This window comes from Pseudomonas sp. IPO3749 (genome assembly GCF_013386605.1).
GTDB lineage: Bacteria > Pseudomonadota > Gammaproteobacteria > Pseudomonadales > Pseudomonadaceae > Aquipseudomonas > Aquipseudomonas azotoformans_A.
The window spans coordinates 103245-123534 of sequence record NZ_JACARN010000008.1 but is presented as its reverse complement, the minus strand read 5'-3'; the positions used below and the strand labels follow the sequence as shown (position 1 = coordinate 123534).

The 20290-nt window shown below is 60.6% G+C and carries 18 protein-coding genes; all 18 read right to left on the bottom strand.

Annotated elements, in window-relative coordinates:
• Nucleotides 1–6: 6 nt before the first annotated feature.
• Nucleotides 7–1860 carry an NADH-quinone oxidoreductase subunit L gene (gene nuoL, locus HX812_RS02800; RefSeq protein WP_038850297.1) on the bottom strand — a complete coding sequence of 618 codons (1854 nt, stop codon included), beginning with the start codon at nucleotides 1858–1860 and terminating at the stop codon, nucleotides 7–9.
• Nucleotides 1857–2165, bottom strand: coding sequence for an NADH-quinone oxidoreductase subunit NuoK (gene nuoK / locus HX812_RS02795; protein ID WP_003174727.1), 309 nt, complete (start codon nucleotides 2163–2165; stop codon nucleotides 1857–1859). The genes nuoL and nuoK overlap by 4 nt, the downstream gene beginning before the upstream one ends.
• A gap of 2 nt (nucleotides 2166–2167) precedes the next feature.
• On the bottom strand, nucleotides 2168–2671 hold the full coding sequence (gene nuoJ, locus HX812_RS02790) for an NADH-quinone oxidoreductase subunit J (protein WP_016974946.1): 504 nt from the start codon (nucleotides 2669–2671) through the stop codon (nucleotides 2168–2170).
• 9 nt (nucleotides 2672–2680) lie between these two features.
• Nucleotides 2681–3229 carry an NADH-quinone oxidoreductase subunit NuoI gene (gene nuoI / locus HX812_RS02785; RefSeq protein ID WP_003174725.1) on the bottom strand — a complete coding sequence of 183 codons (549 nt, stop codon included), beginning with the start codon at nucleotides 3227–3229 and terminating at the stop codon, nucleotides 2681–2683.
• An 11-nt stretch (nucleotides 3230–3240) separates the two neighbouring features.
• Nucleotides 3241–4248, bottom strand: a complete 1008-nt coding sequence (gene nuoH / locus HX812_RS02780) for an NADH-quinone oxidoreductase subunit NuoH (RefSeq protein ID WP_017137518.1) — start codon at nucleotides 4246–4248, stop codon at nucleotides 3241–3243.
• Complete coding sequence (gene nuoG, locus HX812_RS02775; RefSeq protein ID WP_038850298.1) at nucleotides 4245–6959, bottom strand: NADH-quinone oxidoreductase subunit NuoG; 2715 nt, start codon at nucleotides 6957–6959, stop codon at nucleotides 4245–4247. The genes nuoH and nuoG overlap by 4 nt, the downstream gene beginning before the upstream one ends.
• A 135-nt stretch (nucleotides 6960–7094) precedes the next feature.
• Nucleotides 7095–8450, bottom strand: coding sequence for an NADH-quinone oxidoreductase subunit NuoF (nuoF, locus tag HX812_RS02770; protein WP_003174722.1), 1356 nt, complete (start codon nucleotides 8448–8450; stop codon nucleotides 7095–7097).
• On the bottom strand, nucleotides 8447–8944 hold the full coding sequence (gene nuoE, locus HX812_RS02765) for an NADH-quinone oxidoreductase subunit NuoE (RefSeq protein ID WP_033896837.1): 498 nt from the start codon (nucleotides 8942–8944) through the stop codon (nucleotides 8447–8449). The genes nuoF and nuoE overlap by 4 nt, the downstream gene beginning before the upstream one ends.
• A 2-nt stretch (nucleotides 8945–8946) precedes the next feature.
• On the bottom strand, nucleotides 8947–10731 hold the full coding sequence (nuoC, locus tag HX812_RS02760; protein WP_033896875.1) for an NADH-quinone oxidoreductase subunit C/D: 1785 nt from the start codon (nucleotides 10729–10731) through the stop codon (nucleotides 8947–8949).
• A gap of 73 nt (nucleotides 10732–10804) precedes the next feature.
• Entirely contained in the window at nucleotides 10805–11479 is a 675-nt protein-coding gene (locus tag HX812_RS02755; protein ID WP_016975544.1) for an NADH-quinone oxidoreductase subunit B family protein, read from the bottom strand.
• A 10-nt stretch (nucleotides 11480–11489) separates the two neighbouring features.
• On the bottom strand, nucleotides 11490–11903 hold the full coding sequence (locus tag HX812_RS02750) for an NADH-quinone oxidoreductase subunit A (protein ID WP_003219575.1): 414 nt from the start codon (nucleotides 11901–11903) through the stop codon (nucleotides 11490–11492).
• A 657-nt stretch (nucleotides 11904–12560) separates the two neighbouring features.
• Nucleotides 12561–13886: an isocitrate lyase gene (gene aceA, locus HX812_RS02745; RefSeq protein ID WP_003174717.1), complete on the bottom strand. Its 1326-nt coding sequence runs from the start codon at nucleotides 13884–13886 to the stop codon at nucleotides 12561–12563.
• 491 nt (nucleotides 13887–14377) lie between these two features.
• Nucleotides 14378–15115 (bottom strand): secretin N-terminal domain-containing protein, encoded by a 738-nt coding sequence (locus tag HX812_RS02740; protein WP_038847896.1) that lies wholly within the window; start codon nucleotides 15113–15115, stop codon nucleotides 14378–14380.
• Between the two features lie 219 nt (nucleotides 15116–15334).
• On the bottom strand, nucleotides 15335–15757 hold the full coding sequence (locus HX812_RS02735; RefSeq protein ID WP_038847893.1) for a GNAT family N-acetyltransferase: 423 nt from the start codon (nucleotides 15755–15757) through the stop codon (nucleotides 15335–15337).
• Nucleotides 15750–16916, bottom strand: coding sequence for a cupin domain-containing protein (locus tag HX812_RS02730; RefSeq protein ID WP_038847892.1), 1167 nt, complete (start codon nucleotides 16914–16916; stop codon nucleotides 15750–15752). Before HX812_RS02730 ends, HX812_RS02735 begins: the two co-directional genes overlap by 8 nt.
• Before the next feature lie 84 nt (nucleotides 16917–17000).
• Nucleotides 17001–18371, bottom strand: a complete 1371-nt coding sequence (purB, locus tag HX812_RS02725) for an adenylosuccinate lyase (RefSeq protein ID WP_010209589.1) — start codon at nucleotides 18369–18371, stop codon at nucleotides 17001–17003.
• A 125-nt stretch (nucleotides 18372–18496) separates the two neighbouring features.
• Complete coding sequence (hflD, locus tag HX812_RS02720) at nucleotides 18497–19120, bottom strand: high frequency lysogenization protein HflD (RefSeq protein ID WP_033896832.1); 624 nt, start codon at nucleotides 19118–19120, stop codon at nucleotides 18497–18499.
• Nucleotides 19117–20241 (bottom strand): tRNA 2-thiouridine(34) synthase MnmA, encoded by a 1125-nt coding sequence (mnmA, locus tag HX812_RS02715; RefSeq protein ID WP_033896831.1) that lies wholly within the window; start codon nucleotides 20239–20241, stop codon nucleotides 19117–19119. The genes hflD and mnmA overlap by 4 nt, the downstream gene beginning before the upstream one ends.
• Nucleotides 20242–20290 lie beyond the last annotated feature (49 nt).

Sequence of the window (20290 nt, the reverse complement as noted above, 5' to 3'; positions counted from 1 at the left end):
ACATGGTCAGGCCGCTACCACGACGATGGCGCCGATCACCAGTACCGCACCGGCAGCCATGGACGCTGCATACCAGCGCAACTGGCCAGTCTCGCTGCGGCTCAGGGCGGTGTGACCGGCCTTGGCGGCACGCGGGATCAAACCGATGGTCTGGTCGAGCGGGTCTTTGCGCAGTACATGGCTGATGGCCAGGTAAGGCTTGACGAACAGTTTGTCGTAGATCCAGTCGAAGCCCCAGGCAGCGAACCACCAGGCCGACAGGAAACGGCCAATGCCACTGTTGGCCACGGCGGTCACGAAGCGACGCTTGCCGAGGAACAGCAGGGCCGCCAGCAGGATACCGGCGATGGCAATGGCGCCCGAGGCGATTTCCAGGCTGTGCTTGGCAGCGCCACCGGCATGGCCGGCGCTTTCTGGCAGGACACCGGCCAGCGGTGGGGTGATCAGGGCGCCGATGAAGGTCGACAGGATGATCAGCACCGACAACGGCAACCAATGCGAGATGCCATGGCCTGCGTGTGCTTCGGTCTTGGCTTCACCGTGGAAGGTGATGAAGATCAGGCGGAAGGTGTACAGCGAGGTCATGAACGCACCCACCAGGCCTGCGTACAGCAGGTTCTGGTTACCGCTGGCAAAGGCTTCCCAGAGGATTTCGTCTTTCGAGTAGAAACCGGCGGTCACCAGCGGCAGGGCGGCCAAGGCGGCACCACCGACGATGAAGCTGGCGTAGGCCAGTGGCAGTTTCTTCCACAGGCCGCCCATCTTGAAGATGTTCTGCTCGTGGTGGCAGGCAACGATCACCGCACCGGAAGCGAGGAACAGCAGGGCCTTGAAGAAAGCGTGGGTCATCAGGTGGAAGATCGCCGCGTCCCAGGCGCCAACGCCCAGGGCCAGGAACATGTAGCCGATCTGGCTCATGGTCGAGTAGGCGAGGATCCGCTTGATGTCGGTCTGTACCAGCGCGGCGAAGCCGGCCAGCACCAGGGTCACGCCACCGACGATGCCGACAAGATGCAGGATGTCCGGCGCCAGGGTGAACAGGCCGTGGGTACGGGCGATCAGGTAGACACCGGCGGTCACCATGGTTGCCGCGTGAATCAGTGCGGAAACAGGGGTAGGACCGGCCATCGCATCCGCCAGCCAGGTTTGCAGCGGCAGTTGCGCGGATTTACCGACAGCGCCGCCCAGCAGCATCAGGGTAGCCAGGGTGATCCAGAAATCGCCAACCTGGAATTTCTGCGGTGCCAGCACCAGCAGTTCCTGGATGTTCAGCGTGCCCACCTGTTGGAACAGGATGAACAGGCCGATGGCCATGAACACGTCACCGATACGGGTCACGATAAAGGCTTTGAGTGCGGCGTTACCGTTGTTGCGGTTGCTGTAGTAGAAACCGATCAACAGGTACGAGCACAGGCCCACGCCTTCCCAGCCGAAGTACAGGAACAACAGGTTATCGCCCAGCACCAGGAACAGCATGCTGGCGATAAACAGGTTGGTGTACGAGAAGAAGCGCGAGTAACCGGCTTCACCGCGCATGTACCAGGACGCGAACAGGTGGATCAGGAAGCCCACACCCACCACCACGCCGAGCATGGTGATCGACAGGCCGTCGACGTAGAGGGCGAAGTTGGGCTTGAAGCCCTCCACCGACATCCACTGCCACAGCACCAGGGTGTAGTGACCGCCTTCCGGCGGCGCCACGTTGAATTGCCAGATGACGTAGGCGGTCACGATGGCCGAAAGGCCAATGGAGCCCACACCGACCAGGGCCGAGAGGTTTTCCGACCAGCGTCCGCGAGAGAACGACAGCAGCAGGAAACCGATCAGGGGGAATACGAAAGTCAGAAAGATCATGTTCATCCGCGCATCTCACTGGCAGCGTCGATATCAAGCGTGTGGAAGCGACGATACAGTTGCAGCAGGATCGCCAGGCCGATACTGGCCTCGGCGGCTGCCAGGCTGATCACCAGGATGAACATGACTTGTCCATCCGGCTGGCCCCAACGTGCACCCGCAACGATAAACGCCAGTGCAGCGGCGTTCATCATGATTTCCAGGCTCATCAACACGAACAGAATGTTACGGCGGACCATCAGGCCGACCAGGCCAAGGCAGAACAGGATGCCGGCGACCGCCAGACCATGCTCCAAAGGGATAGCAGGCATCGTCATTGCTCCTTGGCTTCGTTGCGGCCCAAGTGGAAGGCGGTGATGGCTGCAGCGAGCAGCAGCATCGAAGCCAGTTCGACCACCAGCAGGTACGGGCCGAACAGGCTGATGCCCACGGCTTTCGCGTCTACGGTGGTGTGGCCGATGGCCTGGCCGCTCTGGTGAGCGAACAGCACATACAGCAGTTCACCCAGCAGCAGCGCTGCCAGGATGACCGGGCCGAGCCAGATGCCGGGCTTGAGCCAGACGCGCTCCTGGGCGACCGAAGCCGGCCCCAGGTTGAGCATCATCACCACAAACACGAACAGCACCATGATGGCGCCCGCATAGGCGATCACTTCCAGCACGCCGGCGAACGGGGCGCCGAGTGCGAAGAAGGTCATGGCCACGGCGATCAACGAAATGATCAGGTAGAGCAAGGCGTGCACAGGATTGGTGTTGGTGATCACGCGAAGCGTGGACACCACTGCAATACCGGACGCGAAATAGAAAGCGAATTCCATCTTTCTTCCTTAAGGCAGCAAGCTCTTCACGTTGATCGGCTCGGCTTCGTTTTGTGCGGCGCCTTTCGGCTTACCGGCAACGGCCATACCTGCAACACGATAGAAGTTGTAATCAGGGTTTTTACCGGGACCAGAGATCAAAAGATCTTCTTTCTCGTACACCAGGTCCTGACGTTTGAACTCGGCCATCTCGAAATCCGGCGTGAGCTGGATCGCAGTGGTCGGGCAAGCTTCCTCGCAGAGGCCGCAGAAAATGCAGCGCGAGAAGTTGATGCGGAAGAAATCCGGGTACCAGCGACCGTCTTCGGTTTCAGCTTTCTGCAGGGAGATGCAACCCACCGGGCACGCCACGGCGCACAGGTTGCAGGCTACGCAACGCTCTTCGCCATCGGGGTCGCGGGTGAGCACGATACGGCCGCGATAACGCGGCGGCAGGTACACCGCTTCTTCCGGGTATTGCAGGGTGTCGCGTTTGCGAAAGCCATGGCCGAAAACCATCACCAGGCTTCGCAACTGGGTACCGGTACCCTTAACGATGTCGCCAATATATTTGAACATGGGTCAAATCCTCACTGAACCGCGCCGGCTGGCGTGTTCAACAACACAACGGCAGCCGTCACCAGCAAATTGATCAGGGTCAGTGGCAGGCAGAAGCGCCAGCTGAAATCCATCACCTGGTCGTATCGTGGACGCGGAATGGACGCGCGCAGCAGGATAAACAACATGATGAAGAACGCGGTCTTCAGGAAGAACCAGAAGAACGCCAACTGCGGCAGGATGCCGAACGGACCATGCCAGCCGCCGAAGAACAGCGTAACCAGCAGGGCCGAGATCAAGATGATGCCGATGTACTCGCCAACGAAGAACATGCCCCATTTCATGCCGGCGTATTCAATGTGGTAACCGTCGGCCAGTTCCTGTTCCGCTTCCGGCTGGTCGAACGGGTGACGGTGAGTCACGGCGACGCCAGCAATGAAGAAGGTACAGAAGCCGAAGAACTGCGGAATGATGAACCACAGGTTCTGCGCCTGGTACTCGACGATGTCGCGCATGTTGAACGAGCCGACCTGCACCACAATGCCCATCAGCGCGAGGCCCATGAACACTTCATAGGACACGGTCTGGGCCGAAGCCCGCAAGCTGCCCAGCAGGGCGAACTTGTTGTTGCTCGACCAACCGGCGAACAGCACCGCATAGACCGACAAACCGGCCATGGCGAAGAAGAACAGCAAGCCGATGTTCAGGTCCGCCACGCCCCAGGTCGGGGTGATCGGGATGATCGCGAAGGCGATCAACAAGGCGCTCATGGCCACGACCGGTGCCAGGGTGAAGATCACCTTGTCGGCAAACGGCGGGGTCCAGTCTTCCTTGAAGAACATTTTCAGCATGTCGGCGGCGATCTGGAACATACCGAACGGGCCAACGCGGTTCGGACCGTAACGGTCCTGCCACCAGCCCAGCAGGCGACGTTCGACGAAGCTGAGCAGGGCGCCCGCGACGACCACGGCCAACAGGATCACGATGGCCTTGACCACCGAAATGATCACGTCAATTACTTCCGGCGTGAACCAAGTCATTGCGCTGCCTCCTGCAGACCGTCAACGGTTTTGCCAAAGATCGCCGCTGGGATGCCGGCGAAACCTTTCGGCAGTGCAACCAGGCCAGCGCCCAGCTCGTCGTTGATGCGCAGCGGCAGACGCAGGGTCTGGCCGGCCACGTTCAGGCTGAGCAAGGCACCGTCGTTGACGCCCAGGCGGTCGGCTTCGGACTTGGCCAGGGAAACGTAGGCGGCTGGGATGCGCTCTTGAACCGGCGCGGCTTTGGAAGAGTTCTCTTCGCTGCCGAACAGGTGGAAGAACGGCACAACCTGCCAAGTACCCTGGGCCGGGTTGAACGGACGCGGTACGGCAGCGAACCAGTTCAGCGCGTCACCGGTGCTTTCGATCAGGCGGGTGCCTGGGTCGCCAGCACGGATGTGACCACCGACTTCGTCCTGGAACTTGTTCCAGGCTTGTGGCGAGTTCCAGCCCGGCGACCAGGCGAACGGCACCTGTTGGCGCGGTTCGGCGGAGCCCGAGTAACCTTCCATGGAGAAGGCAAACGCGGTGTCCGGGTCTTGTGGAGTACGCGGTTCGTGCACGCTGATGTTGGCGCGCATGGCGGTACGACCGGAATAACGCAGCGGTTCACGGGCCAGTTTCATGCCCTTGATGCGGAACGCGGCGGACGGTGCTGCGTCGACGATACGGGCCAGTTGCGGCGCGCTCGCGGCGGTGGCGGCAGTGACGTGGTCGAGCTGGGTCCAGTCGATCGGCTGGTTCAGCAGGGTGGCGCGCAGGGCATGCAGCCAGCGCCAGCCTTCGTGAACCAGGATGCTGGCGTCCATGTACTTCGGATCGAACACCTGGAAGAAGCGCTGGGCGCGGCCTTCCTGGCTGACCAACGTACCGTCGCCTTCGGCGAAGGTGGCGGCTGGCAGGACCAGGTCGGCACGTTCGCTGGTGGCGGTCTTCTGGTGGTCGGCAACGATCAGCACTTTGGTGGCGTTGAGCGCAGCGTCAACCTTGGCGGCATCGGTGCGGGTGTACAGGTCGTTTTCCAGCACCACGATGGCGTCGGCATTGCCGTCGATCACCGCTTGCATGCCAGCGTCCAGGGACTCGCCACCGAGCATGGCCAGGCCAAGGCTGTTGGCTTCCGGCACGACCAGACTGATGGAACCGTTCTTGTCGCGCAGCTTCAAGGCCTTGGCGATGTTGGCAGCGGCTTCGATCAACGCCTTGGAACCCAACGAGGTGCCGGCGATGATCAGTGGACGCTTGGCGGCCAGCAGGGCGTCGGCGATACGCTGAGCCAGTTCAACGGCTTCAGCGTCCAGGCCTTCGACGGCAGGCGCGCTGGCGTCAAGGGCGTGGGCCACGGCGAAACCGATACGGGCCAGGTCGTCTGGGGCTGCGTGCACACATTCTTCGGCGATATCGTCGAGCTTGGTTTCAGCGATGCTTGCAATAAACAGCGGGTTCAGCGCGTGCTGGCCGATGTTTTTCACCGCGGCGTCGAGCCAAGGCTGGACGCGCATGGCGTCGGCCATGTCTTCGGCCTTGCCTTTGACCGACTGGCGCAGGGACAGGGCGATGCGCGCGGCGGTCTGGGTCAGGTCTTCACCGAGGACGAAGATGGCGTCGTGGTCTTCGATGTCGCGCATGTTCGGAACCGGCAGCGGGCTGTCGTTCAGCACTTGCAGGACCAGGCGGATGCGCTCCAGCTCAGCGGCTTCGATACCGCTGTAGAAGTGCTCGGCACCGACCAGTTCACGCAGCGCGAAGTTGCTTTCGAGGCTGGCGCGAGGCGAACCGATACCGACGATGTTGCGGCCGCGTAGCAGGTCGGCGGCTTTATCCAGCGCGTCGTCCAGGCTCAGCTTGCCGCCATTGGCCAGCAACGGCTGGCGCGGGCGGTCTTCGCGGTTGACGTAGCCATAGCCGAAACGGCCACGGTCGCACAGGAAGTACTGGTTGACCGAACCGTTGAAGCGGTTTTCGATGCGACGCAGTTCACCGTAGCGCTCACCCGGGGAGATGTTGCAACCGCTGGAGCAGCCATGGCAGATGCTCGGGGCGAACTGCATGTCCCACTTCCGGTTGTAGCGCTCGGAGTGCGTCTTGTCGGTGAACACACCGGTCGGGCAGACCTCGGTGAGGTTGCCGGAGAACTCGCTTTCGAGCACGCCGTCTTCAACGCGACCGAAGTACACGTTGTCGTGGGCGCCGAACACGCCCAGGTCGGTGCCGCCGGCGTAGTCTTTATAGAAGCGCACGCAACGGTAGCAGGCGATGCAGCGGTTCATTTCGTGGGAAATGAACGGGCCGAGGTCCTGGTTCTGGTGGGTACGCTTGGTGAAGCGATAACGGCGTTCGTTGTGGCCGGTCATCACCGTCATGTCTTGCAGGTGGCAGTGACCGCCTTCCTCACAGACCGGGCAGTCGTGGGGGTGGTTGGTCATCAGCCATTCGACGACACTGGCGCGGAACGCCTTGGATTCTTCATCGTCGATGGAGATCCAGGTGTTGTCGGTGGCTGGGGTCATGCAGGACATGACGATACGACCACGGGTGTCGTTCTCGTCGGTGTATTGCTTGACCGCGCACTGGCGACAGGCACCGACGCTACCAAGCGCGGGGTGCCAGCAGAAATACGGGATGTCGAGGCCTAGTGAGAGACATGCCTGTAACAGGTTGTCTGCCCCATCGACTTCGAGCGCTTTGCCGTCTACGTGGATAGTGGCCATGGTTCAAAGTTCTTCGTTGGCCCGTTGTCAGCGGGCGTGGCTAATGGAATCTTGTTATTCATGGGCATCAACACAGCCTTTACGGCGTCAGCCCATGAGAAAGCGAAGGGCACGGACCCTTCGCCTTTTTAAGCGTTACGCGCCGACTACGATCGGCCTTGCCAGAGGCGGGACGGCGGCGCTGGTAGGCGCGATGCCGGCTTCGAACTCCGAGCGGAAGTATTTGATGGCGCTGCCCAATGGCTCCACGGCGCCCGGTGCATGAGCACAGAAGGTCTTGCCTGGGCCGAGGAAACCGACCAGGCCGAGCAGGGTTTCGATATCACCCTCGCGACCTTCGCCATTTTCCAGGGCCATCAGCAGCTTCACGCTCCACGGCAGACCGTCGCGGCATGGGGTGCAGAAGCCGCAGGATTCACGGGCAAAGAACTGCTCCATGTTGCGCAGCAGCGAGACCATGTTCACGGTGTTGTCCACCGCCATCGCCAGGCCCGTACCCATCCGGGTGCCGACCTTGCCGATGCCGCCGGCATACATCTGTGCGTCGAGGTGCTCAGGGAGCAGGAAGCCAGTACCGGCACCACCTGGCTGCCAGGCTTTCAAGGTGTAGCCGTCGCGCATGCCACCGGCGTAGTCCTCGAACAGCTCGCGGGCGGTCACGCCGAACGGCAGTTCCCACAGGCCAGGGTTCTTGACCTTGCCGGAGAAGCCCATGAGCTTGGTGCCCATGTCTTCGCTGCCTTCGCGGGCCAACGATTTGTACCAGTCCACGCCGTCGGCGATGATTGCCGGCACGTTGCACAGGGTTTCAACGTTGTTCACGCAGGTCGGCTTGCCCCACACGCCGACGGCGGCAGGGAAGGGCGGTTTGGAGCGCGGGTTGGCGCGGCGGCCTTCGAGGGAGTTGATCAGTGCGGTTTCTTCACCGCAGATATAACGCCCGGCGCCGGTGTGTACGAACAGTTCGAAATCAAAACCGGAACCCAGGATGTTCTTGCCCAACAGGCCTGCTGCCTTGGCTTCTTCTACCGCACGGTTGAGGTGCTTGGCGGCGGTGGTGTACTCGCCACGCAGGAAGATATAGCCACGGTAGGTTTTCAGTGCACGGGCGCTGATCAGCATGCCTTCGATCAGCAGATGGGGCAGTTGCTCCATCAGCATGCGGTCTTTCCAGGTGTTCGGCTCCATTTCATCCGCGTTGCACAGCAGGTAGCGGATGTTGATGGATTCGTCCTTGGGCATCAGGCCCCACTTCACGCCCGTGGGGAAGCCTGCACCGCCGCGGCCTTTCAGGCCTGCGTCTTTCACGGTCTGGACGATATCGTCCTGGGCCATGTCGGCAAAGGCTTTGCGCGCCGCCGCGTAACCGTTCTTGGCCTGGTATTCGTCGAGCCATACCGGCTCGGCATCGTCACGCAGGCGCCAGGTCAGCGGGTGGGTTTCAGGCGAACGCTTGATCAGGTTGGCCGGGCCGAAAGAAGTCAGGGTCATGGGTAGCCCTCGAGCAATTGGGTCACGCCAGTTGCCTGCACGTCACCGAATGTGTCGTCGTCGATCATCAACGCCGGCGCCTTGTCGCAGTTGCCCAGGCAGCACACCGGCAGCAGCGTGAAGCGGCCGTCCGGGGTGGTTTGGCCGAGGCCGATGCCCAGTTTGGTCTGGATCGCGTCAACCACTTTCTCGTGGCCACCGATGTAGCAGACCATGCTGTCGCATACGCGAATGATGTGGCGGCCAACCGGTTGACGGAAGATCTGGCTGTAGAACGTGGCCACGCCTTCAACGTCGCTGGCAGGGATGCCGAGGATCTCGCCGATGGCGTAGAGGGCGCCGTCCGGCACCCAGCCACGTTCCTTCTGGACAATCTTCAAGGCTTCGATCGACGCCGCGCGCGGGTCTTCGTAGTGATGCAGCTCGTGCTCGATGGCCGAGCGCTCGGTTTCACTCAGGGTGAAACGGTCTGTCTGGATAAGCGTGCTGTTCATGCTTAGCGGTCCACGTCGGCCATAACGAAATCGATACTACCCAGGTACGCAATCAAGTCCGCGACCATCTCGCCTTTGATCACCGAAGGGATCTGCTGCAAGTGGGCGAAGCTTGGGGTACGGATCCGGGTGCGGTAGCTCATGGTGCCGCCATCGCTCGTCAGGTAATAACTGTTGATACCCTTGGTCGCTTCAATCATCTGGAAGGATTCGTTGGCCGGCATGACCGGGCCCCACGAAACTTGCAGGAAGTGCGTGATCAGGGTTTCGATGTGCTGCAGCGTGCGCTCTTTCGGCGGCGGCGTGGTCAGCGGGTGATCCGCCTTGTACGGGCCTGCCGGCATGTTGCGCATGCATTGCTCGATGATTTTCAGGCTCTGGCGCATTTCTTCGACGCGCACGATGCAACGGTCGTAGGCATCGCCATTGGCCGCCAACGGGACTTCGAATTCGAAGTTTTCGTAGCCGGAATACGGGCGCGCTTTACGCAGGTCGAAGTCGCAACCGGTGGAACGCAGGCCAGCACCGGTGACGCCCCATTCCAGGGCCTCCTTGGTGTTGTACTGGGCGACGCCAATGGTACGACCCTTTAGGATGCTGTTATCCAGCGCGGCCTTTTGGTACTCGTCCAGACGCTTGGGCATCCAGTCGATGAACTCCTTGACCAGGCGCTCCCAGCCATTCGGCAGGTCGTGGGCCACGCCACCGATGCGGTACCAGGCCGGGTGCAGGCGGAAACCAGTGATGGCTTCGATGACCTTGTAGGCGCGCTGACGGTCGGTGAAGGTGAAGAACACCGGGGTCATGGCGCCGACGTCCTGGATATACGTACCCAGGAACAGCAGGTGGCTGGTGATGCGGAAGAACTCGGCCATCATGATGCGGATGGTGTCGACGCGGTCGGGCACCTTGATGCCGGCCAGCTTCTCGACCGAGAGCACGTACGGCAGGTTGTTCATCACGCCGCCGAGGTAGTCGATACGGTCGGTGTACGGGATGAAGCTGTGCCACGACTGGCGCTCGGCCATCTTCTCGGCACCACGGTGGTGGTAGCCGATGTCGGGCACGCAGTCGACGATTTCTTCGCCGTCCAGTTGCAGGATGATGCGGAAGGCACCGTGAGCCGAAGGGTGGTTCGGGCCCAGGTTGAGGAACATGTAGTCCTCGTTGGTGCCGGAGCGTTTCATGCCCCAGTCTTCCGGACGGAAACGTGCGGCTTCCTCTTCAAGCTGTTGCTTGGCGAGGTTGAGACTGAACGGATCGAATTCGGTGGCGCGGGCAGGGAAGTCCTTGCGCAGCGGGTGACCTTCCCACGTTGGCGGCATCATGATGCGCGTCAGGTGCGGGTGGCCTGGGAAGTCGATACCGAACATGTCCCAGACTTCACGCTCGTACCAGCTGGCGTTGGGCCAAATACCGGTGACGGTCGGGATGCTCAGGTCGCTTTCGCTCAGTGCGACCTTGATCATCACGTCGCTGTTACGTTCCAGCGACATCAGGTGGTAGAACACGGTGAAGTCGGCGCCGCTCGGCAGCCCTTGACGCTTGGTGCGCAGACGCTCGTCCACGCCATGCAGGTCATAGAGCATGACGTACGGCTTGGGCAGGTTGCGCAGGAAGGTCAGGACTTCGACGAGCTTGGCACGCGCCACCCACAGCACCGGCATACCGGTGCGTGTGGCCTGGGCGGTGAAGGCGTCAGGGCCAAAACGGTTATTGAGTTCGACGACCACATCCTGGTCGTCTGCCTTATAAGGCGGGATGTACAGAGCGCTGCCTGTAGTCATGGTTTTTTTATCGCTTTCGGTCAACGTAAAGAATGAAGCCAGGTGTTCGTTCTATTTAAAGAAGCGGGCTGGATCAGACTTCGTCAGGGCTGCGCAGGTTGGTGACTGCGATTCGCTGTTCGCGGCGCTCTTCCTTTTGCGAAGGCATCTCGGCGCGGTACACGCCTTGATCGCCAACGACCCAGGACAGCGGGCGACGCTCCTTGCCGATCGATTCCTGCAACAGCATCAAGCCTTGCAAGAACGCTTCAGGGCGGGGCGGGCAGCCAGGCACGTAGACGTCCACGGGCAGGAACTTGTCCACCCCCTGAACGACGGAGTAGATGTCGTACATGCCACCGGAGTTGGCGCACGAACCCATGGAGATAACCCACTTCGGTTCGAGCATTTGCTCGTAGAGACGCTGGATGATCGGCGCCATCTTGATGAAGCAGGTGCCGGCGATAACCATGAAATCCGCCTGGCGCGGTGATGCCCGGATAACTTCGGCGCCAAAGCGCGCGATGTCGTGGGGCGCCGTGAAGGCGGTGGTCATTTCCACGTAGCAGCACGAAAGGCCGAAGTTGTACGGCCACAGGGAGTTTTTACGCCCCCAGTTGACCGCGCCACTCAGCACGTCTTCAAGCTTGCCCATGTAGATGTTTTTGTGGACTTGATCTTCTAACGGATCGGAGACGGTTTCCCGTTCGCCGATGGGGTACTGATCGTTAGGAGCATCCGGGTCGATCCTGGTGAGATTGTATTGCATCGCCAAAGCCTCATTGTTTCAGCTTCGCTTGCCGCTTACGACGAGCTTCCGGAGCCCAGTCAAGGGCGCCCACTCGAAATAGGTAGACAAGGCCTGCCAACAGAATTGCTATGAAAACGAGAGCTTCGACGAATCCGGTCCAGCCGCTTTCGCGGACGGACACAGACCAGGCAAAGAGAAAAAGGGCTTCGATATCGAAGATCACGAACAGCATCGCGACCAGATAGAATTTGGCTGAGAGCCGCAAGCGGGCGCCACCTGTAGGCAGCATGCCGGACTCGAACGGTTCATTTTTGCTGCGGCCCCAGGCTTTTGACCCGAGGAGGCTGGAGACACCGAGCATGAAGGCGCAGAGGCCGACAACACCGAGGAGGAAAATGGCAAAGCCCCAGTTGTGGGCCATGAGTCCTGTCGCTTCGGTCATGCTGGAAATCCTTAACAGAGAGCAAAGGTCTCTGAGCTCGAAAAAGTAACGATGCAGTGACGATATGTCGCACTGCAATCAATCGCGGTGATTTTATGGCTAAACACCGGGCAAGTAAAATTCCTATAGCGAAATTATTCGATGGAATAAGGACATAGTGCACCTTCGTGGGGCTGTAGCCCTTGTGTGGTGGGCATTAGCGGGCATTTAATCAAATGTGTTTTGTTTATCCTGTAACGAAGTTTTCATGCGCCAAATGATAATGAATATTGTTTGCGTGGGGTTTAAGCGAATGTTTCTCGTGTGGCGAGGGAAGTTGCCGTTACTTGCTAGAGTGCCGCTTAGTTGCTGACGGGGATCTTTTAACCGATCTGATCCACGCGAACACCGCTCTGGATCAATGTTTTGCGCAAAACCCTCAGGCTGAATGCATTCCCCTTGTGGGAGCGGGCTTGCTCGCGAATGCGGTGGGTCAATCAGCACATCAGTGACTGATACACCACATTCGCGAGCAAGCCCGCTCCCACATTTTGATCTTCATTGTGTCAGGAGGCTTCTTATCGCCCAAAAAAACGCCCCGAACCAGTCGGGGCGTGATTGTTGTGCGGCACTGCGGTTAGGTCTTCCTTGGGGCCGCAGTGGCCGTGTACGCGGTGCTTAGTGGAACTGCTCTTCTTCGGTCGACCCGGTCAGCGCGGTCACGGACGAGGTGCCGCCCTGGATCACGGTGGTCATGTCGTCGAAGTAGCCGGTGCCCACTTCCTGCTGGTGCGCCACGAAGGTGTAGCCTTTGGCGGCGTCAGCGAACTCCTGCTCTTGCAGCTTCACGTAGGCGGTCATGTCGTTGCGGGCGTAGTCGTGCGCCAGGTTGAACATGCTGTGCCACATGTTGTGAATGCCGGCCAAGGTGATGAACTGGTGCTTGTAGCCCATGGCGGACAGTTCACGCTGGAACTTGGCGATGGTCGCGTCGTCCAGGTTCTTCTTCCAGTTGAAGGAAGGCGAGCAGTTGTAGGACAGCAGTTGGTCCGGGTATTCCTTCTTGATCGCTTCGGCGAAACGACGGGCTTCGTCCAGGTCCGGCTTGGCGGTTTCGCACCAGATCAGGTCGGCGTACGGCGCGTAGGCCAGGCCTCGGGCAATCGCCTGGTCCAGGCCGGCACGTACCTTGTAGAAACCTTCCTGGGTGCGCTCGCCGGTCACGAATGGCTGGTCGTACGGGTCGCAGTCCGAAGTCAGCAGGTCCGCAGCGTTGGCGTCGGTACGCGCCAGGATAATGGTAGGAGTACCGGCAACGTCAGCAGCCAAGCGGGCAGCGGTGAGCTTCTGTACCGCTTCCTGGGTCGGAACCAGTACCTTGCCGCCCATGTGGCCACATTTCTTCACGGATGCCAGTTGGTCTTCGAAGTGCACGCCGGCAGCGCCAGCCTCGATCATGCTCTTCATCAGTTCGTAGGCGTTCAGCACGCCGCCGAAACCGGCTTCCGCGTCGGCCACGATCGGCGCGAAGTAGTCGATGTAGCCTTCGTCGCCTGGGTTCTTGCCGGCTTTCCACTGGATCTGGTCGGCACGACGGAACGAGTTGTTGATGCGCTTGACCACGGTTGGGACCGAGTCCACCGGGTACAGCGATTGGTCGGGGTACATGGATTCAGCGGAGTTGTTGTCCGCTGCCACTTGCCAGCCGGACAGGTAGATCGCCTGGATACCGGCTTTCACCTGTTGCACTGCCTGGCCGCCAGTGAGGGCGCCCATGCAGTTGACGAAATCTTTGTCGGGACGGAAGGAAGGCTTGGCACCTTGGGTCACCAGGTTCCACAGCTTCTCGGCGCCGAGTTTTGCAAAGGTGTGCTCAGGTTGAACCGAGCCACGCAGGCGGACGACGTCAGCAGCGGAATAAGCGCGGGTCACGCCTTTCCAGCGTGGGTTTTCAGCCCAGTCTTTTTCGAGGGCTGCAATTTGCTGTTCGCGTGTCAGTGCCATGGAAGTAAACCTCGTCGCGTCTTCTTGTGGTGGAAAAATCCATTTGCCAGCCCTGCATTCAAATGCTGGGGCAGGGCTGCTCGCTGACCAGAAGCTTAGGCGGTCATGTCGGGTCTGGCGGGGAATGCGACGGGATGAACGATTGGCGAGAGGGTGGATTAGGTAAAGGCGGGCCGAGAACTGTCTTCAGGCGTCGTGGGCCCTTGGTTGTTCAGCAGCGTGTTGCCGGGTTACCTGGTTAGCTTCCGTCCCTCGGGACAACTTCGTTCCAGTCGCAACCAAAGTCAAACACGCCTTGTGGGCGGTACAGACACGAATCGGCTCAGGTGGGTAGCTTGGAGCGCGATCCGAAGGCCCTTGCCAGGGCCCCTGATTAGCGGGAGCGAGGCCATCATGCCCATGCTTTTTTGGATCGTCAAATGTTTTGTAGTGCTTTTTTTAAAGCACTACATCTTTAGTCTAATACGACTCATCAGTCAGTTTTTGGTGCTTCAGTTCAGGGTGTCGACCTTGACCCGCACAGTCAGGTCATCGCGTCCCTGAGTAGAGTAGCTGCGGGTTGTAGAGGATTTGTCGGCCTGGGTTTCACGATTGATGCCAGCCAGGGGAATCCACTCGCCCAGTCGCCCGCTGACAGTTGTGTCGGTGCTTTGCACATTCACTACATCGGGACGTTCCTGGCTCATGCGGTCACGGTTGGTACTGATCGCCAGGTGCACGGTTTCGCCAGTGACGCTGGCCGTCACGTAGAACCCCTGGGTGACGTTGCGATACTGGGTCTGGTTTTGCAGGCGGCCGTAGCTGTCTTGCTGGGTGGTGGTCAGCGGTACGCTCTGGCCGACCTGGATCAGCGCGGGCACGCCTTCGCTGGCCTGGATTTGCTGGATGCCGCCGTCGCGGCTGGTGGTGCCGTAGCTGATGATGCGGGTCTGGCTGTCGCCGCTGTTCTGTTGGTTGTTTTCGTTGGTGTCGACGGTGATCAGCAGTCGTTTTGCGGGTGTGTCGAGCTGGGAGAGCAGGGCGCGCAGGTCCTGGATCTTGGCGGGGTCAGCGTTCACGATCAGCTGGTTGCCATAGGCGCTGACAGTGCCGTCCTTGCCGATGAAGTTCTGCGCCACAGGCAGCAGGTCGGCACTGGTGCGGTTGCTCAGGTTGACGACTTCAGTGTCAGCCATGGCCGAAGCGCTAACGGTCAGGAGAAGGGCGGTGAGCAGGGTGCGTAGGGACATGTCCGTTATCTCTGCGAGTCATTTAGGCTGGATAGTGCCAGTTTGTCGGCCTGGAAGGTCGCAAATTGAATCGTAGACGGCAAAATGCCCTGGCAGTGCAGGGCATTTTGGGTGTTGCTGAAGTAGCCTTCGCGAGCAAGCCCGCTCCCACATTCGACCGCATTCCAAAGAGTGCACTCGGTCAAATGTGGGAGCGGGCTTGCTCGCGAACGAGACAGCTCAGTGCTCGCGCACCATGTCCACATGCGGAATCCCGACTTCAAGGAATTCGTCACTGACGATCTTGAAGCCCAGTCGCTCATAGAACGGCGCCGCATACACCTGCGCACTCAGGAACTGCTTGGCCTGGCCACGCTTCTCGGCCACGCCGATCACCGCTTCCATCAGCTTGTCGCCGACCTTCAGTCCGCGCCAGTCCTTGAGTACCGACACGCGTCCGATCTCGCCACTGGGCAGCAGGCGCGCGGTGCCAATCGGAAAATCACCTTCGAATGCAAGGAAATGCACCGCGCCGGCGTCGTCCGCGTCCCACTCCAGCTCTGGCGGAACCGATTGTTCAGCGATAAACACCGCTTCACGAATGCGCCGAATCTCGGCGACATCCTTTTGCCAGTCCGCGACACTTACGTGAATCTTATTCATCGGCAAATCCCAGGCTTCCTTGCTTGACCAATTCGCACAGCAGGTCGCGACCGTCTTCGTCCGCGAGCCATGGGCCGAGGTTTTCGGCGTGCAGGGCGTCGGCGGCGCAGATCAGCTTGAGCAGTTCGCGCAGCTTGCCCGGCAGGTAGCGGCTCTGGCCGCTGGCGAACAGCAGCACGTCGTCGTCGACTTCCGACCAAGCCATGCGCGCGCTCGGGTTGCGCACCAGGATCGCGCCGTCTTGCAGGGCGCTGATGAAGTCTTCTTCACCCAGTTCCTCGCCGGCTACCAGTTCAGGATAGCGTGGTTCGGTCATGAACTGGCCGAACCAGGTCAGCAGCATGCGCTCGTCGCTCATGTGCTCGGCCAGCAGGCTCTTGAGGCGGTCCAGCGCGTCGCCCTGGATCTGGTGCGGGTCGCTGACCGGCTGGGCGTCGGCGTCGGTGTAGCGTTCTTCGTCAGTCAGGTACTGGCTGAGGAAGTCGGTGAAGTGGGTCAGCACTTCAGCAGCGCTCGGTGCGCGGAAACCCACGGAGTAGGTCATGCAGTCATCTTCAGCAATGCCGAAGTGCGCCAGGCGTGGCGGCAGATAGAGCATATCGCCCGGTTCCAGGACCCACTCGGCGCTTTCTTCGAATTCGGCGAGGATACGCAGGTCGGCGTGTTGCAGTAGCGGGCTTTCCGAGTTGCACATCTGGCCGATCTTCCAGTTGCGCTTGCCCTGGGCTTGCAGCAGGAACACGTCATAGTTGTCGAAGTGCGGACCGACGCTGCCACCGGGCGCGGCGAAGCTGATCATCACATCGTCGATGCGCCAGCTTGGCAGGAAGCGGAACTGCTCCAGCAGTTCGGCCACTTCCGGTACGAACTGGTCGACAGCCTGCACCAGCAAGGTCCACTCGCGCTCAGGCAGGGTGCTGAAGGCATCTTCAGCAAACGGGCCGCGACGCAATTCCCACGGGCGCTCGCCGTGTTCGATCACCAGGCGCGATTCGACTTCTTCTTCCAGGGCCAGGCCGGCCAGTTCGTCGGCGTCGATCGGGCTTTCGAAGTCAGGGATGGCCTGACGGATCAGCAGCGGCTTTTTCTGCCAGTAGTCGCGCAGGAATTCCCGTGCCGTGATGCCGCCCAGAAGTTGAAGAGGGATATCAGGATTCATGTGTAACCTATTGAAAAAAAGCACTTTTCAGACTGGAATAAAAACGCCCGGCGCGGCCGGGCGTCTCAAAGGGTCAAGCAGCGATCAGATGCGCTTGGCTTGCTCTACAGCGTTGCCGATGTAGTTGGCCGGGGTCAGCAGTTTCAGCTCGGCCTTGGCCGCGGCTGGCATGTCCAGGCCGTCGATGAAAGTCTGCAGTGCTTCAGGGCTGATGCCCTTGCCGCGCGTCAACTCTTTCAGCTTCTCGTACGGGTTTTCGATGTTGTAGCGGCGCATCACGGTCTGGATCGGCTCGGCCAGGACTTCCCAGCACGCGTCCAGGTCAGCGGCGATCTTCTGCTCGTTGAGTTCCAGCTTGCTGATGCCCTTGAGGCTGGCTTCGTACGCGATCACGCTGTGAGCGAAGCCCACGCCGAGGTTGCGCAGTACGGTGGAGTCGGTCAGGTCGCGCTGCCAGCGGGAGATCGGCAACTTGCTGGCCAGGTGCTGGAACAGGGCGTTGGCGATGCCGAGGTTGCCTTCGGAGTTTTCGAAGTCGATCGGGTTGACCTTGTGCGGCATGGTCGACGAACCGATTTCACCGGCAATGGTGCGCTGCTTGAAGTAGCCCAGGGAGATGTAGCCCCAGATATCGCGATCGAAGTCGATCAGGATGGTGTTGAAGCGCGCAATGGCGTCGAACAGCTCGGCGATGTAGTCGTGCGGTTCGATCTGCGTGGTGTACGGGTTGAAACCCAGGCCCAGCTCGTCTTCGATGAAGGCGCGGGCGTTGGCTTCCCAGTCGATCTCAGGGTAGGCCGACAGGTGGGCGTTGTAGTTGCCTACGGCGCCGTTGATCTTGCCCAGCAGCGGCACGGCCGCCACTTGAGCGATCTGACGCTCCAGGCGGTACACCACGTTGGCCAATTCTTTGCCCAGGGTGGTCGGCGACGCCGGCTGGCCGTGGGTGCGCGACAGCATTGGCACGTCGGCGAAGCGGATGGCCAGTTCGCGGATAGCGTTGGCAGTCTGGCGCATCAGCGGCAGCATCACGTCATCACGGCCTTCGCGCAGCATCAGGGCGTGGGACAGGTTGTTGATGTCCTCGCTGGTGCAGGCAAAGTGGATGAACTCGCTGACCTGGGCCAGTTCCGGCAGCTTGGCCGCTTGCTCTTTGAGCAGGTATTCGATGGCTTTTACGTCGTGGTTGGTGGTGCGCTCGATCTCTTTCACACGCTCGGCGTGCTCCAGGGAGAAGTTTTCCGCCAGGGTGTTCAATACAGCGTTGGCTTCGGCGGAAAACGCCGGCACTTCACTGATGGCAGGGTGAGCGGCCAGGCGTTGGAGCCAGCGCACTTCAACCAGCACGCGAGCACGGATCAGGCCGTATTCGCTGAAAATAGGGCGCAGGGCCTGGGTTTTGCCGGCGTAGCGGCCGTCAACAGGGGAAACCGCAGTGAGCGAAGAGAGCTGCATGGGGTGTTCTCGGACAGTCGGGCAACGAAATGGGGCGCGTATCATACATGAAAAAATCCGCCGGTCCGTCGCCAACTGACCGGCGTATTACGCGTAACGGCTTGAAAATAGCCTGTCGGTGCGACTTATTCGTTGCGCATCAACGGGTAAAGCTCTTTGAGCAATTTGCGGCGGCTGATCACCAGCTGCCAACGATGACCGCCCAACTGACGCCACAACCGCGCCGAACGAATACCGGCCAGGAGCAGGGCGCGGATTTTCGAGGCGTTGTTCGGTTGCTGCAGGTTGCGCATGTCGCCGTGCACCTGGATGCGTTGGCGCAAGGTGCTCAGGGTGTCCTGGTACAGCGCGCCACAGGCCGCGATCACGTTTTCGTGGGCCGGGCCGAAGTGTTCCACCTGGGATTGAATCTGTGGCAAACGCTTGCCGATGACCTCCAGCAGGTCGTCGCGCTTGGCCAACTGACGCTCAAGGCCAAGCATTGACAAGGCATAGCGCAACGGCTCGCGCTGCAACGTGCTTGGGTCGCGCTCCAGGGCGCCGATCAGCGCGCGGTAACCTTCACGCAGCGCGATATCGTCGCCGCCGTAGACTTCCAGCGTGTCCTTGGGGTCGCGGATCAGCAGGCTGCCGAGCATGCAGGTCAGGCCTGCCTCGGTGACCTGGCCGGTCTTGGCGATCTTGTCCACCAGGACGGCGGCGAGGAAAACCCCGCCGAGTGCCGTCAATTGCTCCTGGGTCGGGCTCATGCCGGGTTGCTCCAGGCTTCGGCCACTTCAATCACGCCGCCGCCCAGGCAGATTTCGCCGTCGTAGAACACCACGGACTGGCCAGGCGTGACCGCGCGTTGCGGGTCATCAAAGGTGGCGCGGTAGCCGGTGGCGGTTTTTTCCAGGGTGCAGGGCTGGTCGCTCTGGCGATAGCGCACTTTGGCAGTCAGGCGGCGCGGGGTGCTCAGGTCAATCGGGTTGACCCAATAGATTTCCGAAGCGAGCAGGGCGCCGGAGAACAACAGTGGATGCTCGTTGCCTTGGCCGACGATCAGCACGTTGTTTTCCAGGTCCTTGACCAGCACGTACCACGGCTCTTCACCGGCGTCTTTCAAGCCGCCGATGCCCAGGCCCTGGCGTTGGCCGATGGTGTGATACATCAGGCCATGGTGGCGTCCGATGACTTCACCTTCGGTGGTGTGGATTTCGCCCGGTTGCGCTGGCAGGTACTGCTTGAGGAAGTCGCTGAAGCGGCGCTCGCCGATAAAGCAGATCCCGGTGGAATCTTTCTTCTTGGCGGTGGCCAGGCCGTGTTTCTCGGCAATCTTGCGCACTTCGGGTTTTTCCAGCTCGCCCACCGGGAACAGGGTCTTGGCGATCTGTTCACCGCCGACGGCGTGCAGGAAATAGCTCTGGTCCTTGTTCGGGTCCAGGCCCTTGAGCAGTTCGGTACGGCCATCGATGTCGCGGCGGCGCACATAGTGGCCAGTGGCAATAAGGTCGGCGCCGAGCATCATGGCGTAGTCGAGGAACGCCTTGAACTTGATTTCACGGTTGCACAGGATGTCCGGGTTCGGCGTGCGGCCGGCCTTGTATTCGGCCAGGAAGTGCTCGAACACGTTGTCCCAGTACTCAGCGGCGAAATTGGCGGTGTGCAGCTTGATACCGATCTTGTCGCACACGGCCTGGGCGTCCGCCAGGTCGTCCATGGCGGTGCAGTATTCCGTTCCATCGTCTTCTTCCCAGTTCTTCATGAACAGGCCTTCCACCTCATAACCCTGCTCCATGAGCAGAACGGCGGAAACGGAAGAATCCACGCCGCCGGACATGCCGACGATGACGCGCTTCTTTTGTGTGTCAGAAGGGGCTGGATCACGCATAGGGTTTCAACGGGTGTCTTGAAAAAGGACGCGATTCTATCAGGCTCAG